At 70.3% G+C, this 14,794-nt stretch carries 15 protein-coding genes; 6 read left to right on the top strand and 9 right to left on the bottom strand.

Going from position 1 to position 14,794, the window contains the following annotated elements; genetic code table 11:
- Window positions 1-25: 25 nt before the first annotated feature.
- From EPL03_RS07565 to EPL03_RS07555, 3 genes are all read right to left on the bottom strand, one after another.
- Window positions 26-1,321 (bottom strand): MFS transporter, encoded by a 1,296-nt coding sequence (locus tag EPL03_RS07565; RefSeq protein WP_135828746.1) that lies wholly within the window; start codon window positions 1,319-1,321, stop codon window positions 26-28.
- A gap of 99 nt (window positions 1,322-1,420) precedes the next feature.
- Window positions 1,421-1,834 (bottom strand): hypothetical protein, encoded by a 414-nt coding sequence (locus tag EPL03_RS07560; protein ID WP_135828745.1) that lies wholly within the window; start codon window positions 1,832-1,834, stop codon window positions 1,421-1,423.
- A 115-nt stretch (window positions 1,835-1,949) separates the two neighbouring features.
- Window positions 1,950-2,489 carry a DUF7344 domain-containing protein gene (locus EPL03_RS07555; protein ID WP_135828744.1) on the bottom strand — a complete coding sequence of 180 codons (540 nt, stop codon included), beginning with the start codon at window positions 2,487-2,489 and terminating at the stop codon, window positions 1,950-1,952.
- A gap of 142 nt (window positions 2,490-2,631) precedes the next feature.
- Here EPL03_RS07555 and EPL03_RS07550 point away from each other — a divergent pair, with 142 nt between their 5' ends.
- Complete coding sequence (locus EPL03_RS07550) at window positions 2,632-3,204, top strand: J domain-containing protein (protein ID WP_135828743.1); 573 nt, start codon at window positions 2,632-2,634, stop codon at window positions 3,202-3,204.
- A gap of 95 nt (window positions 3,205-3,299) precedes the next feature.
- The gene (locus EPL03_RS07545) at window positions 3,300-4,589 is read left to right on the top strand and encodes an outer membrane protein assembly factor BamB family protein (protein WP_135828742.1); all 1,290 of its coding nucleotides are present in this window, start codon (window positions 3,300-3,302) and stop codon (window positions 4,587-4,589) included.
- Between the two features lie 24 nt (window positions 4,590-4,613).
- Here EPL03_RS07545 and EPL03_RS07540 read toward each other — a convergent pair whose 3' ends face one another.
- On the bottom strand, window positions 4,614-5,396 hold the full coding sequence (locus tag EPL03_RS07540; RefSeq protein ID WP_135828741.1) for a DUF7839 domain-containing protein: 783 nt from the start codon (window positions 5,394-5,396) through the stop codon (window positions 4,614-4,616).
- A 144-nt stretch (window positions 5,397-5,540) separates the two neighbouring features.
- Here EPL03_RS07540 and EPL03_RS07535 point away from each other — a divergent pair, with 144 nt between their 5' ends.
- Window positions 5,541-6,347, top strand: coding sequence for a metallophosphoesterase (locus EPL03_RS07535; RefSeq protein WP_135828740.1), 807 nt, complete (start codon window positions 5,541-5,543; stop codon window positions 6,345-6,347).
- Between the two features lie 302 nt (window positions 6,348-6,649).
- Here the strand turns inward: EPL03_RS07535 and EPL03_RS07530 are convergent, their stop codons facing one another.
- Complete coding sequence (locus tag EPL03_RS07530; RefSeq protein WP_135828739.1) at window positions 6,650-8,011, bottom strand: NAD(P)/FAD-dependent oxidoreductase; 1,362 nt, start codon at window positions 8,009-8,011, stop codon at window positions 6,650-6,652.
- A 144-nt stretch (window positions 8,012-8,155) separates the two neighbouring features.
- On the opposite strand from EPL03_RS07530, the gene EPL03_RS07525 reads away from it, so the two are divergent.
- The gene (locus tag EPL03_RS07525; RefSeq protein ID WP_135828738.1) at window positions 8,156-8,701 is read left to right on the top strand and encodes an SRPBCC family protein; all 546 of its coding nucleotides are present in this window, start codon (window positions 8,156-8,158) and stop codon (window positions 8,699-8,701) included.
- 18 nt (window positions 8,702-8,719) lie between these two features.
- On the opposite strand, the gene EPL03_RS07520 is transcribed toward EPL03_RS07525, so the two are convergent.
- The 3 genes from EPL03_RS07520 to EPL03_RS07510 all read right to left on the bottom strand — a co-directional run bounded on the left by EPL03_RS07520 (window position 8,720) and on the right by EPL03_RS07510 (window position 12,386).
- Window positions 8,720-9,292, bottom strand: coding sequence for a cupredoxin domain-containing protein (locus EPL03_RS07520; protein ID WP_135828737.1), 573 nt, complete (start codon window positions 9,290-9,292; stop codon window positions 8,720-8,722).
- Window positions 9,293-9,582: 290 nt separating this feature from the next.
- Window positions 9,583-10,677, bottom strand: coding sequence for a DUF354 domain-containing protein (locus EPL03_RS07515; protein WP_135828736.1), 1,095 nt, complete (start codon window positions 10,675-10,677; stop codon window positions 9,583-9,585).
- Window positions 10,678-10,835: 158 nt separating this feature from the next.
- On the bottom strand, window positions 10,836-12,386 hold the full coding sequence (locus EPL03_RS07510; protein ID WP_135828735.1) for a right-handed parallel beta-helix repeat-containing protein: 1,551 nt from the start codon (window positions 12,384-12,386) through the stop codon (window positions 10,836-10,838).
- 389 nt (window positions 12,387-12,775) lie between these two features.
- Between EPL03_RS07510 and EPL03_RS07505 the strand changes: the two genes are divergently transcribed.
- A complete protein-coding gene (locus EPL03_RS07505) occupies window positions 12,776-13,039 on the top strand; it encodes an MTH865 family protein (RefSeq protein WP_135828734.1) in 264 nt (87 codons plus the stop codon).
- On the opposite strand, the gene EPL03_RS07500 is transcribed toward EPL03_RS07505, so the two are convergent.
- Window positions 13,040-13,261, bottom strand: coding sequence for a hypothetical protein (locus EPL03_RS07500; protein WP_135828733.1), 222 nt, complete (start codon window positions 13,259-13,261; stop codon window positions 13,040-13,042).
- 142 nt (window positions 13,262-13,403) lie between these two features.
- Between EPL03_RS07500 and EPL03_RS07495 the strand changes: the two genes are divergently transcribed.
- Entirely contained in the window at window positions 13,404-14,783 is a 1,380-nt protein-coding gene (locus tag EPL03_RS07495) for a hypothetical protein (RefSeq protein ID WP_135828732.1), read from the top strand.
- Window positions 14,784-14,794: the final 11 nt, after the last annotated feature.

Below are 14,794 nucleotides of genomic sequence, written 5' to 3'. Positions count from 1 at the left end.
CGGACCTCGCCGGGTCGTCGGCCGCTCAGTCGTCGGCCGGGGAAGCGACGTGGTCCGGCGCGGACTCGACCCTGAACAGGTACGCGAACACGCCGGTCGAGGCGACGATGAAGGCCGCGGCGGTCCAGAACGCCACGAGGACCGACGTGGCGTCCCAGATGGCCCCGACCAGGACGGGGCCGCCGACCTGTCCGACCTTCCACGCGATGGAGCGCAGCGAGAGGCTCGACCCCACCGCGTCGAAGTACTCGCCCTCCTCGACGAACAGCCCCATGCTCGCGGGGAGCCGGAGACTGTCGCCGATGCCCAGCACCGCGTAGGCCCCAAAGAGGACGAAGAAGGCCCCGGGCAGCGCCATCTGCTCGCCGAACGCCGCGACGGTCACCCCGGGGACGTGCCCCTCCGCGAAGCCGGCCAGCGGGATGAGCGCGACCCCGACCGCGTACACGAGCGCGCCCGCGAGGATGAACCGCTCGCGCTTGCCGACCCTGTCGGTGAGGTCGCCGACCCAGCCCTGCGTGAGCGACTTGGTGAGCTTGCCCCCCGCCATGATGCCGCCGATGAGGAAGGCGTTGATGCCGAACCCGGTCCGGGCGTAGATGGGGAGGAAGATGATGACCGCCATCTTGCCCACGCTGAACGACCCGCGGAAGAAGACGAGCGCCTGGATGGCGCGCCGCCCCAGCAGCTCGCGGATGGTCTCGATGCCGGAGGCGTCCTCTGGGTCGGCGGTGCCGCCGGGGTCGTCGCGGAGCGCGGCCAGCACCGCGACGAACGCGCCGACGGTGAACGCCGACAGCAGGGCGTACGTGAGCTCGAACCCGTAGAGGAACAGCATGAGCCCGCCGAACACGTCGCCGAACAGGCTGGAGAACGCGCCGACCTGATTGTACGTGCCGATCCACAGTCCCCGGGACTCGTCCGGGCTTATCTCGCCGACCACCGTCATCCCGGTTATCCAGAGGACGCTCGCGCCCAGCCCCTGGACCATCCGGAGCAGGATGACGTGGCCGACCGACGAGACCTGCGTGAAGCCAACGAACACGCCGACGTTGACGACCAGCCCCGCCAGCAGGAGCCGCTTGGAGTTGCGGAGGTCGACGTACCGGCCCAGCGGCAGGACGATGAGCAACTGGGCCGCCGCGAACGCCGTGCCGAACAGTCCCTCGACCGTCCCGGTCGTGTCGAACATGTCGGCGTACAGCGCCAGCGCGATGATGATGGTCGAGTAGGCCTGACTCCGCGCGAACGCGGTGCTGGCCAGCGCGAGGAACTCCCGGTTTCCGAAGAGGCGGAGCGACCCGCCGCTCGACTCGGACACTGTTACGAACCGAAATAGCTGGGGTCGGGGTAATAAGGCTACGGCTCCGGAAACCCGTGCGACGTCGGCCGGACGAAAGACGACAGAACGCGACCGGCGTCAGTCGAGGTCTTCGACCGCGTCGGCGATGCGCTGGAGTTGCCGCGTCGCGTCGCGGACCTCGTCGCGGAGCTGTCGGACCTCGCGGACGAGTTCCTCGTCGCCGGCGCTCTCGCTCTCGCCGGGGCGACCGCCGGGGCCGCCGGGCCCGCCGCCCATGCCGCCGGGCCCGCCGCCGCCCATCATGCCGCCCATCATCTGGGCGAAGGGGTTGCCCCCGCCCATGCCGCCGGGCCCGCCGCCGCCCATCATCTCTTCCATCTTCTCGCGGCGGTCCTCGCCGTCGCCGTCGCCCTCCTCGGCGCGCTGTTCGCGAATCTCCTCGACGCGCTCGCGGAACGACTTCTCCTCGCCGTCGTCGCCGGATTCGGACTCGGTCTCGGGCTCGCTCTCGGTGGACTCGTCGTCTGCCATGGCGAGGAGTTAGCGACCCGGGTGGAAAAGCGTGGTGTCTCGGTGTCGGAGCGGGCCCCGACCGCCGGCCGGCGAGGTCACGCCCGGCGGTGGCGGACGGGACCGAGCGCCGCGCTCAGTCGCCGAACAGCCGGTGCTTGCGCTCGGCGTAACTGTGGTACAGCGCCGAGACCCCGACCAGCACGAGGAAGTACCACGCCCAGAACTCCACGTCGAACGACGACAGAAAGAGGAGTTCGAACCGCACGGCGAGGAGGCTGACCACGCCGAGGACGCTGAGACCGAGGTAGTAGGTCGCCCACGAGATGTCCTCGTTCGGGACCACCTCCATGTACACCTCCACCTCCTCGGCCCGGTCCCGGAGGGCTATCTGCTGGTCGCGCTGGTCGTACTCGATTATGTCGAGTTCGTCTAACTTCGGGAGATGTGTCTGATGAAGTGACACGTACACGCTCTTGCGGACGTCTCGGGGCGGCGGGGACTCGCCAGTCTCGACCGACGCGATGTGTTCTGACAGCGCATCGACGGAGACCGGCTGTTCGGAGCGCCTGAGGTGCTTTATGGCTCGCCGACGCCGGTCGTTCCGAAGGACGTTGTGTATCTGGCCGGGGTCGAGTCGCGAGTCGTAGTCCGCGCCTTGGTCCTCGACTGTCATTTGTCGTGATGATAGCGCTGGATGATATCTACCGTTCGACGTATCTTGGTCGACCAACATTAATGTTGGTATCGTCTCACGAAAACTGCCGGACGCGACCGGCGAGGGATTCTTTACCGCACGGCGCGTACCGCCGCGCGTGTTGCCGGAATGGCTGGTGGTCGGCCTCTGGCTGTCGGCCGGCGTCGGCGTCCTCATCGCGGCCATCTTCGTCGCCGGGGCGCGGTTGGTCCCCGACGGCACGCCGAACGCCACCTACTCCACGGGCGAGGGCCGACGCCGCGTCGAGATACGCGAGTACCTCTCGACCGTCGGCGAGGAGTTCGCCGAGGACCACTTCGTCGAGGGCCAGCACGTCGCGTTCTACCTCCCGAAGCGCGACGTGGCCATCACCTTCGACGCGCGGGCGTACTTCCGCATCCAGCGCTCGCCCACCTACGCGGTCCTGGTCGAACACGAGATGCCGGGACTGCATCTGGGCGACCGGTTACCGTTCGAGACGCCCGACCTCTCCGAGGCGGACGACGAGGACCGCGTCGACCCCGCGGACGCCGCGTTCGCGATTCTGGGCGTCCCCCGGGGCGCGACCCGCTCGGAGGTCAAGCGCGCCTACCGCGAGCGGGTCAAGGAGGTCCATCCCGACCACGGCGGCGACCGCGAGGAGTTCCAGCGGGTCCGGGAGGCGTACACCGCGGCCAAGAACCGGGCGAGCTAGATCGCGGAGGGTCCGACGCACCGCCCGCCCGAAATCCGGGTTGCAAACCGCTGAGACAGTCAGATACTTGTATATTGAGAAAAGTACGTGGGGTAATGAGAGAGGGTCGACGCCACGTCATCGCGCTCGGGCTCACGACCGCCTTGGGTGGCCTGGCGGGCTGTACGGGGTCGGACGAGGACGACTCGTCCGCTCGGACGGCCCGGACCGACGCGACGACCGAAACCACGCCAACCCCCGACGACGAGGGGACGGCCGACGAATCGACGACCGACGAGCCGACGACGGAAGACGAGACCACGGCGACCGGCGACGGGGGCGACGCCTCGTGGCCGTCGTTCCAGTACGACGCGGCCAACACCGGGTCGAATCCGAACGCCGAGGGACCCCGCGAGGGGTTCGACGAGCGATGGCGCGCCGAACTCACCTACGACCTATCGCCGGCCCAACCGACGCTCGCCGGCGAGACGCTGCTCGTGACGTCGCACTCGAGCGTGTTATACGCGCTGGACGCCGAGACGGGCGACGAGCGCTGGCAGTACGCCACCGACGGCTCGGTCAACGTTTCCGCAGCTATCGCCGACGGGACGGCGTACGTCACGGACGCAGCAAGCAAGCTTTACGCGGTCGCGCTCGACTCGGGGGAAACCGCGTGGACGGCCGACCTGGCGGGCGGAGGGAGCGTCAACTCGCCGGTAGTCGCGAACGGAGCCGTCTACGTCGGCACCAGCGAGACCTTCGACGGTGACGAGGCGGCGGTGCAGGCGTTCGACGCCGACACCGGCGACGAACGCTGGACGACGCCGGTCGAGACCGATGGAGCGACCGGCGTCGCCGTCGACTCCGGGACCGCGTACGTGGGTGAGACCGGCGGCGGCCTCGCGGCACTCGACGCGGCCGACGGGTCGGAGAACTGGCGCACGGACGCCGCGAAGATGACTTTTCCGCCGACGGTCGCCGACGGAACGGTGTTCGTTGCGACCGACGACGCGGCGGTGCGGGCGTTCGACGCCGACACCGGTCGCTCGCTCTGGTCGAACGGAGACGAGGGGACGGGAGCGCCCGCAGTCGCGGACGGCCGAGTGTTCGCGGCGGCGAACAAGGATTTGGCCTGTTACGACGCCGCCGGGACGGAACTGTGGAACACCGGTGCCATCGGGACGTTCCGGACCCCGGCCGTCGCGGGCGGGACGGTGTACGCTGGAACCGACAACGAGACGCTGTACGCGATTGCCACCGAGGACGGGGCCGAGCGCTGGGTCGACGAATTCGAGGACGACGACGACCCGACTCCGATAACCGTCGTCGGCGAGCGGGCGTACTTCGGATTCACGGGGCTCGATAACGGGGCCGTTCGGTGTTACGGACCCGGGGAAGACGCGTAGTCGGTCGCGCCAGGCCGGGAGGCGTCACCCCAGTTCGGTGACCTCGTAGCCCACGCTGCCCTCCCGGAGCGCGTCGGTGACCCGGCCGACGACGTCGGCGGTGGCGACGACCACCGCGTCGAGGCCCCGACCTGCGGCCTCGGTGGCGACCGCGCCGGCCGCGAACGTCGTCGCCGGTTCGCAGTCGGCCCGCCGGAGCGCGACCACGGCCTCCACCCCGGTCGCGGCCACGAGGTCGGCCGACTCGCAGGCGTCGGCGACCCTGTCGGCGTCGACCGCGCCTGCCCCGCCCGAGCGCACCGGCGGCACCTGGAACACGGTCACGGTGCCGGGGTCGAAGTCGATGATGCCTTCGAAGCCCGTCACGCTCACGTCCTCGCCCGCGCGGGCGTCCGTGGTCGCCACGCCGGTCGCCGGCCCCTCACCGCCGGGCGCGGCGTGGAGCAGGCCCTCGTCCAGCGAGAGCGTCACGGCGTCGCCCTCCGCGACGTCGTCGGACGCGATGGCGGCGTCCTCCTGGACGCTCCCGAGGACGTCCTCGGTGACGTGGTCGGCGTACCGACGCACGTCCCCGGCCGCCTGGAGGAGCCAGTCGACGCCCTCCATCGTGACGGTGTACCGCGACCGGCCCTCCTTCTCGACCAGCCCGTCCTCGACCAGCGCCCGGATGTACTCGCTGACGGCTTGGCTCGTCACGCCGACCGCGTCCGCGATCTCGCCCTGACTCACGGCGGGCTGGCGCTCGGCGATCTCCGCGAGGATGCGAAATCGGGTCGCGGCCCGCTTGTTCTCCAGCACGTCGGCCATGATTGTGACTCTCGGGCGCGGCGTTAAAAACCTCGGCGTTCGGGGACGGGCCGCGAGTCGGCGTCCACCCTTCACGGGACGGACGAAGTTCGGAACCGAAGCCGACCGCAATCCCGAAGGTCCGGCCGGTCCAACCTCGCGGCGATGGACGCCGACGCCGAACCGACGGCCGCCGACGCCGCGCCGACGGGTGCCCGGTTCCGCGACCGGGGGCTGTATCTGCCCGACGAGGACGTGCTGGTTCTGGCGGACCTCCACGTGGGCCGGGACGCGGCCTCGCCCCTCGAACTGCCCGTCGGCGAGCGCGCGGACCTGCTCGACCGACTCGCCGACCTGCTCGCGGCCTTCGACCCGGCGACGGTCGTCCTCGCTGGCGACCTGCTCCACGCGTTCGAGCGCGTTCCGGACGGCGTCGCCGAGACGCTCGCGGCCGCGTTCGAGACCGTCGCCGACGCGGGGGCCGAGCCGGTCGCGGTCCGGGGCAACCACGACTCGATGCTCGATTCCGTCGTCGGCCCGCAGGTGCCGGTGTGCGAGGCCTACCGGGTCGGGGACACCCTGGTCCACCACGGCCACGCCGACCCGGCGGGCGTCGACCCGCAGCGCGGCGACTCGGAGGGCGGCGACTCGGAGGGAATCGATGAACAGTGCCCCGGCGCGGACGCTGTGGCGCGGTACGTCGTCGGTCACGACCACCCGACCATCGAAATCGAGGGCGCGCGCCGGCCCTGTCTGCTGTACGGCCCGAACGCCTACCGGGGCGCGGACGTGTTCGTGCTCCCGGCGTTCACCCGACTCGCGCCCGGCGCGGTGGTCAACGGGATGGGGGCTGGCGACTTCCAGTCGCCGGTCGTGACCGACGCCGACGCGCTCCGGCCCGTCGTGTGGGACGAGGAGGCCGGCGAGACGCTGTCGTTCCCGCCGCTCGGGGAGTTTCGGCGACTGTTGTGACCGTCGTCCTTCTGGAGTCGCCGCCCTCGACCACAGCACGAAGCTAGCGTCTGCCTCGACCGATGAGTAACCGCAACCGCGACCGCCCAGCGGGAGCCTCACGCCTCCCCAGCCTCGGGGCGCACGAGCGCGCCCCTCCCTCGCGCGTTCGGCGCGGTCACGAGGACCGCGCCGGCGCGCGCCGACGTGGAAAGGCGGGAGAGTCCCAGAGGCGGGAGAGTGCCGACGTAGCGGAAGCGGAATCGAACACGGGGGATTTTGACGTCGTGGGAAGGGACTGATGTCGATGCGGACGGTGACAGTCACTCCAGCCCGAGGTCCTCGACCACCGCCGTCGCCGCCGCCCGGCCGCTCTCCATCGCGGCGTTCAGCGACGACGCCTCGGTGTACTCGCCAGCGAGGTAGACCGGACCGCCGGGCGCGCGCACGTCCGGGAGGTCGTCGTGAATCCCCGGCGGTTGGGCGAACTGCCCGAACTCGATTCGGCTGGTGTGGCGGTGGTCGAGGTCCAGCCGGCGCTCGGGGTACCACGATTCGAGGGTTCGGGCCGTGCGCTCGACGAGGTTCTCGTCGGGCGCGTCGGGCACGCCCAGATACGTCGCGCTCAGCAGGTTCCGGTCGTCGGGCGCGTACTCGGGTGCGACCGACGACAACTGGGCGACGTGGTTCGGGGCGGGCGCGTCCGTCGTCTCGGAATCGCCCGACGGCTCGGTACCGGCAGCGTTCAGCAGGAGCCGCCGGCCAGCGTCGAGTTCCGCCCCGTCGAACGAGAGATACTGCGTCACACACCCCTTCGCGTCGGTCGGAATCGCCGCCACGCCCGTCAACTCCCGGGCCTGCTTGGGGTCGGTCGCCACGACGACGGCGTCGGCGGTGGTCGTCTCCCGCCCGAGTTCGACCGCGACCTCGCCGTCCCCGGGATTCCGGGCGGCCGCCGTGGCTGTGCCGGCCGCCGCGATTGCACCGCCCTCCGCGGTCGCCCCGACCTCGGTGACCGTCCGGCCGGTCGCGACCTCGACGCCGGCGTCCCGGGCGCGGTCGGCCAGCTGGTCGGTTATCGCGCCCATCCCGCGCGCCGGTACGGCTATCTCGCCGACCGTCAGCATCTTGAACGTGAACTCGAAGACCTTCCGGGAGGTGGCGAGGCTCCGGTCGAGCGTGATACCGCCGTAGAACGGCTCGGCGAAGTTGCTCAAAAACTGCTCGGAGAACCCCCGCTCGCGGAGGTACTCCCGGGTGGGCTCGTCTCGCCCCGCCAGAATCGCGCCGATGGGCTCGGCGGCCAGTTCCCGGCGGAGCCGCCAGACCGCGAGCTTGTCCCGGAGGGTCACGTCCCGGTTGAACAGGGTTTCGAGCGCGGCGTCGACGTCGCGGAACGGGTCGGCCAGCACCGACCGGTGGCCGGGCCTGGCGACGACCGCGCCGGGCTTGAACTGCCGGAGGTCGAGCCCGCCGAAGTCGAGTTCGCGCCGCGCCGCCGGGTAGGCGGTGAACAGCACCTGGAACCCGCGGTCGAGCACGAATCCGTCCCGTTCGAGCGACCGGACGCGGCCCCCGAGTTCGGGATGGCGCTCGTACAGTCGGACCTCCGCGCCCGCGTCCGCGAGACGGCGGGCGGCGACCAGTCCCGCCAGCCCGCCGCCCGCGACGACGACTTCCGTCATGGCCGGCGCTTCGGGGCCGCGCCACTAAGGTTCTCTGCTCGGCGTCGCCGCCGGATTCGGCGTCGACCCGCGAGCGCACCGGCGTCGGGCCGGACCGCCGCCCTGCCGGAAGGTTTACGCCGTACTCGGACCAACCCCGCCAGCGTGGACAGCGTCGAACTCAGCACCGTCGTCTACGTGCCGCCCGAGACGGCCTACGAGTTCCTCGTGGACTTCGAGGGGTACGCGCGCTACTCGGAGTACCTCGACCGGGTCGAGCGCCACGGCGAGGGCGACGCCGGCACGGAGTACGACATCCATCTGGAGTGGTGGAAGCTGAACTACGTGGTCCGGTCGGCGGTGACCGACACCACCCCGCCCGAGCGCATCGAGTGGCGCATCGTCGAGGACCTCCACGCCCACGGCGCGTGGGTGGTCGAGTCCGCACCCGACGCGACCGCCGACGAGGCCGCGCCGGCCGACGCCGACGGCGCCTCGCGGGTCCGGCTGGTCATCGAGTTCGACGCCGACTCGGCGAGTTCGGACATGCTCGACCTGCCGCGGCTCGTCTCGCTCGACTGGGTGGTCGAGAAGGTGAAACCGCTCGTCCTGAGCGAGGCCGAGAAAGTGGTCGCCCGCATCGTCGCCGACCTCGAAGGCGAGCGTCGGGACGTGGACCTGACGCTGCACGACTCGCCCGACTCGGTGTAGAAGAGGGACGCGCCCGGCCTACTCCCCGACGTCGGCGTAGTCGCCGCCGTACTTCATGAAGAAGTAGGCGAGCCCGAGCGTGAACACCATCGCGGCCGTCGTGGCGACGCCCAGAATCTTGGCGCTCGACGGGATGGCCGGCCCCGCGGGCTCCCCGCCGCCGGCGTCGGCCGAAACGGTGATGGATGCGGTCATGCCGGCCTGTCGGTGGGGCGTGCAGTAGTACTCGTAGTCGCCCTCGACCTCGAACGTGTGTTCGTACTCGTGGCCGGTGTTGTACGTCTCGCTGTCCCCGCCCTCCGTGCCGCTCCAGTCGGCGTCGTCGGGTTGGGCGCTCGCCACCACGTTGTGGTTGTCCGAGTCCCACGTCCACACCACCGTCGTTCCCGGCTGGATGGTCAGCGAATCCGGGTCGTACGAGAGGTCGCCGCCGGGACCGACGACGACCTCCTCCGTGCCGCCACCGCCGCCGTCGTCGCCGCCCTCGTCGTCCTGCGCCGATGCAGTTCCCGCTGCACTCACGGCTGCCGCTCCCGTGGCGGTCCGCAGGAAGCCGCGCCGCGTGGCCGACTCGCTTCCGTCCGTGCTCATACCCGGGGGTTACGGTGGCGGGTACTCTATACTTTCGATACGACCTACGACCGGGTGCTGGCTCGACGGGCGAAGCGAGCCACGGCTCGGAACTCGCGGTTGTCGCCCGGTCCGGTCGCGGCCGCGCGACGAGACGCGCGGCCGGCTCTCTGGCAACCGCTCGACCAGTCGTCAGGCCTCCGGCGCGCCGCCAGCGCTCCGTCGAGGGTTCCGCGGGCCGCTCGGGCGACGGCGCGGCATTCGTGCCGCGCCGTCGCCCCCGTTCGCGGTACGTTCAGGGGTATCGCTGGTCAGACGGAGGGTTCGCTGGTCACCCGGCCCTCCGGACGCCCCCGGGGGAGCGACTCCAGCGCGGTCGGGTCGGTCGCCACCCGCACCACGAGGTCAGTGAGGTTCACTTTGTCCGCGAGGAACGACTCGCGCTTGCGGGCCCACTCGTCGGCGACGCCGTCGCGTTCGAGCAGGTCCACGGCGACGTCGAGCACCGGGCCGAAGGATTCGAGGTTGGACACCAGTCCCGCGCGTTCGAGCGCGCGGAAGTTGCCCATGTCGTCCTCGCCCACGAAGGAGTTCGACCGGACGGCGGGCGTACCCAACAGCGCGGCCTCGGTCACCATGGTCTGGGTGTCGCCGACCAGCAGCGACGCCTCCGCCAGCGCGTCGTGGATGCGCGCGGGGTGGAGGTCGTAGGGGCGGGCCGGCACCGCCGAGAGGTCCAGCTCGCCGCCCTCGTCGGAGACGAACACGGTGGCGTGCTCGGCCAGTTCCTCGAGCAGTCGGCGGCGCTTCTCCGGCGTGAACCCCGCCTCGCCCACGTCGTGGTGGGAGCCGAAGGCGTTGAGCCGGACGACGACGTACTCCTCGTCGGGCCCAACGCCCAGCTCCTCGCGGACGTCCGGGTCGGGCTCGTACTCGTCGGGGTGGAGGTACGCACACTCCTTGAAGCCCCGAAAGACGCGGTGTTTCTCGCCGAGGTCCTTCTCGAAGCTGTGGGGCGTGAGGAAAGCGTCGGCGAAGGGCCGGGACACCGCGTGGTCGAGGTGAGTGGTCTCCGAATCGGTGACGAGCACGACCGACGCGCCGGTGACCAGCCCCGCGTGGGCGGCGTACGCGCCCATCCCGAAGATGCGGTCGGGGTCGAACGACCGCGCCTCCCGGACGAGGGCGGCGTAGTGGGCGGGCAACTCCCGGGCGAGCGAGAACTTGGTGGTGTCGAGCTCCCCGTAGACGACGTGGGGCAGGTCGTAGTACTCTATCAGGTCGAGCGTGCAGCCGTAGTCGCGGGCCGCCACCAGCACCTCGTGACCGCGCGCGTCGAGTTCCGCCACCGCGTTCCGGTAGAGGTGGACGTGGGCGGGCGTGTTGGTGAAGAACAGGTACCTCATGCGCGCCGCAGTTGCACGCGCCCGGCCATTGTTCTGGGGCGCGTTCGGCCGCGGTAGCCACTGACAGTCGCCGACGCCCCAGACGATACGCCTCGATTGTGGGTTCGGAACGGTCGGCCTAGACTTCCTCGGAAAAAGCGCTCGACCGACAGGTCGGATTAGGAGCCGTCCTCGACACGCACCCGCGCGGGACCGTCGAGGTCGAAGCCGGTTATCTCGCCGGAGAACCGGTACCCGTCCGTGCCCCCGATGATGCGCCCGGATATCTCGCCGTCGGAGACGGTGTCGTAGTCGTTGACCGACCCGAGAGCGGCGCTCTTTCGAGCCTGACCGCTGACCTCGAAGGTGTACGAGCAGGCGACTCTGGGGTGGTTGCTCCCGTCGACGACCAGCTTGTTGGGGAGCACGAGGTCGTCGACCGCGACCTCCGCGCCGTCGTACCGGAGCGTCCACTGGCTCTCGTCGAGGTCCATCGACACCACGTCGCCGTCCACGAGGAACGAGTCGCCGTAGCCGTTGCCGGCGACGCCCGAGACCGTCACCGTGCCGTCGCCGTTCTCGGCCACCTCGTCGCCCGACTCGGCGGCCACGTCGTCGGCCGAGGTGCGCCTGGTGACGCTTCCCTCGACCGTGAACTCGTAGCCGGCGTTCGACGCATTCGAGCCCGAGACCAGTTCGAGCACTGCGCCCGCCGCATCCTCGTCGGGGTCCGTGGTCGTCTGCTCGTCGTCGGCGTCGTCCGAACTCTCGACGCCGCTCGAACTGCCGGTGCCCGCGCTCGAGGAGCCGCTGGCGGCCTCCTCGGCCGTGGTCGGACACCCCTCGGGTGCGGCTGTCGTCGGGTCGCCCGTGACGTTCTCCGTGCTCACGTCGCCGTAGTACTCGCCCGTGACGCGGCAGTTGCGGACGGTGGCGCTCGCGCCGTGGCTGGCCCTGACGGCGTGCGTGGCGTCGGGGCCGGTCATCACGATGTCGCAGTTCTCCACGAGCACGTCGCCGGTGTCCTTCGCCCAGATGCCCCGGGAGTTCGTGCCGAACGACGCCGACGGGACGTCGTCCGTGCTGACGATGGTGGAGTTCTTGACGTAGCTCCCGTCGCCGCTCAGGCGGAACCCCGCGATGTTGTTGTTCTTGGCGATGGAGTTCTCCACCTTGACGACGCCGCCCGAGTCGCCGAGCTGGAGGCCGGGGCCGCTACCGTAGAGGCCGTTGTCGGCCCAGTGGCCGATGTTGACGTTCCGGAAGGTGAGTTCGCCGCGGTGGTCGTTGGCGGCGACCCAGACGCCGCCCTGTCGGCTCCCGCCCATGATGGAGGTGCCGTCGCCGATGTAGAAGTTCTCGACCAGCGCGGAGCCGCCCGCCGAGACGCTCGGGACGAACAGCTTCTCGGGCCCGGAGTCGTTGGGGCCCTTGACGCCGACGTTCCGGATGGTCCAGTCGTCGCCGCTCGCCCGAATCGAGACGCCCGCGCCGTCGGCGGTCACGTCGATGAGGACGTTTTCGAGGGTGTCACCGCTCCCCAGACTGAAGTTCTCGGTCTGCCCGGAGGAGACCGTCACCGTCTCGTACTCGGCCGCGCTCGCACCGCCTGTGAGCGCGCCGACGCCCAGCGCGGAGGCCACGCCTGCGCCGGCGGCTCCGAGGAAGGAACGTCTGTCGACCGATAGCCTGCTCTGGTCGCGTTCGCGTGCCGTCTTGTCGCGTGCCATGCGTCTTTCAATGGATAATTACTTATTCAAAAACCCACCGATTCGCTTTCAATGTCTGATTACCAGTTTATCAATCATCTGCGCTCGGATGCGGGTTCCGGTAAGCACCGGCAGTTTCGTGGTAATCGCGGGTTTCCCGGCTCCGAGGCCGGGTAATCCGACCATAACAGCGAGTTCGGACGCTGTCTCGGCTGGTCACGGCGACGCGGCTGTTTGGGCCGCATTCGGAGAGACGCCGCTGTTTGGCTCGCTCCGGGGCGACGCCGGCCGGACGGTCCGCGGCGGACGGCCGTGATTCGACGGGCAGCCTCGCCGTCGCGGAGTAAACGGACAACAGATTCTACGTTGTTCCGGAACCCTTTTGCCCGAACCGCCACTCACAACCGGGTATGGTGGACGACGAAACCGAAGCCGAGCTCCGCGAGCAGTTCACGGAAGCGTTCGAGGAAGCCGACTTCCCCGTCAACAACCCGATGGACCTCGTTCCCGCGCTCCCCGACGGCCCGGGCACGCGGTTCGAGGCGGGCGACGTCGAGTTCACGGCGATGGAACTGTCGACGAAGCTCTCGGGCGTTCAGGAGTTCCCCTACGAGAACGTCGACGAACTCGTCGACGACCTGCTGGCGGGGCTGAAGGAAAAGGACATGCTGTAATCAGTCGTCCTCGTCCTCGTCGTCTTCTCCGGGAAGCGCGACCAGCAGTACCTCCCACACGTCGTACTGCTCGTTGAAGTGGCTGTCCAGCACGCGGTCGTTCTCGCCGATGGGAATCGGCTGCTGGGGATGGGACACCTCCAGCCACGTCACGGTCGGCTCGGTGATGTCCATCTCCGCGATGTCGTCGGCGTGCCGGCCGGACGCCGCTTCGGTTCCCAATCCCTGCTCTCCCGGACCTGTCGGCCTGTCTTGACGTTCCACGCTGAATCTCCCCACGGCCCGTACCACTCGGGTCCATAAAACGCTGCTGGCGCGCCAGCGGTCCGGAAGCGACAAGTCACGACCGGCCCAACAGCCGGCGATGAGACGTCCGACCGTTCGGGCCCGCCTGGTCGCGCTGACGGCGGCGCTGGCCGCAGGAACGGGCTTCGTCGGGACCGCGCTCGCCCACGGCGGGAGCCTGCGCGCCGCCTCCGGGAGCATGTCGGTGCCGACGTGGCTGTTCCTGCTGACCGGGGGTGGCGTCGTTGGCGCGTCGTTCCTGCTCGCCAGCTTCGTCACCGACCGAGCGCTGATACGCGCGATACACGACTGGCGGCGGGTCGCTCGCGCGCCGCTGGCGAAGCTGACGACCGCGACCCGGCTCGCCTCGGTCGCGGCGCTGGTGGTGGTGGTCGCCGCCGGCTTCGTCGGCCCGGACGACTCGCTCCGGAACCTGGCCGTGCTGGTGGTGTGGGTCGGCTGGTGGGCCGGCTACGCCGCCACCGTCTACCTCGTGGGCAACACCTGGCCCGCGCTCAATCCGTGGCGCGCGCTGGCCGACTGGCTGCCCTCGCTCGACCGCGACTACCCCGAGAAACTGGGCGCGTGGCCCAGCGTGGTCGGGCTGCTCGGGCTCATCTGGCTCGAGGTCATCAGCCCGCTGGCCGACGACCCGCGACTGCTGGCGTGGGTCGTCGTGGGCTACTCGGCCGTCACGCTGGCCGGCGCGCTCGCGTTCGGTCCCGACCCGTGGTTCGGCCACGTCGACCCCGTCGCGCGGGTGTTCCGGTACTACGGCCGGGTCGCGCCGCTGCGGTACACCGACGACGGGCTACAGCTCCGGCCGCCCGGCGCGGCGCTGGCCGAGCCCAAACTCGTCGACGACGCCGACGAGGTGGCGTTCGTGGTGGCGGTGCTGTGGGTCACGACCTACGACGGCTTCGTCGGCACGCCGCTGTGGGGCGAGGTCGCCCGCCCGGTGGTGAACGCGGGCGTGCCCGCGATGGTCGTCTACCCGGTCGCGCTGGTCGCGGGCTTCGGCCTGTTCCTGTGGGCCTACTGGGCCGCCGCCCGCTACGCCCGGCGGACCGCCGACACCTACCTGACGGTCGGGGCCATCGCCCGCCGGTTCGCGCCGTCGCTGTTGCCCATCGCGGCGGGCTACCACCTCGCGCACTTCCTCGGGTACTTCCTATCGCTGTCGCCCGCGCTGGCCTCGGCGCTGTCGAGCCCGTCGAACCCGCCGCTCAACCCCTCGATGCTCGTCCTGCCCGACTGGTTCGGCGGGCTGGCGGTCGCGTTCGTGCTGCTGGGCCACCTGCTGGCGGTGTGGGTCGCCCACGCGAGCGCGTACGAGGTGTTCCCCGGCCGCCTGCAGGCGGTCCGGAGCCAGTACCCGTTCGTCGTCGTGATGGTGCTGTACACCATGACCAGCCTCTGGATCGTCTCCGCGCCGGGCGCGGAGCCGCCGTTCGTCTGACCGAGTGATTC

It is taken from the genome of Halorussus halobius (genome assembly GCF_004765805.1).
Taxonomy (GTDB): domain Archaea; phylum Halobacteriota; class Halobacteria; order Halobacteriales; family Haladaptataceae; genus Halorussus; species Halorussus halobius.
The sequence above is the reverse complement of the archived record's forward strand: the minus strand, read 5'-3'. Positions and strand labels throughout refer to the sequence as shown.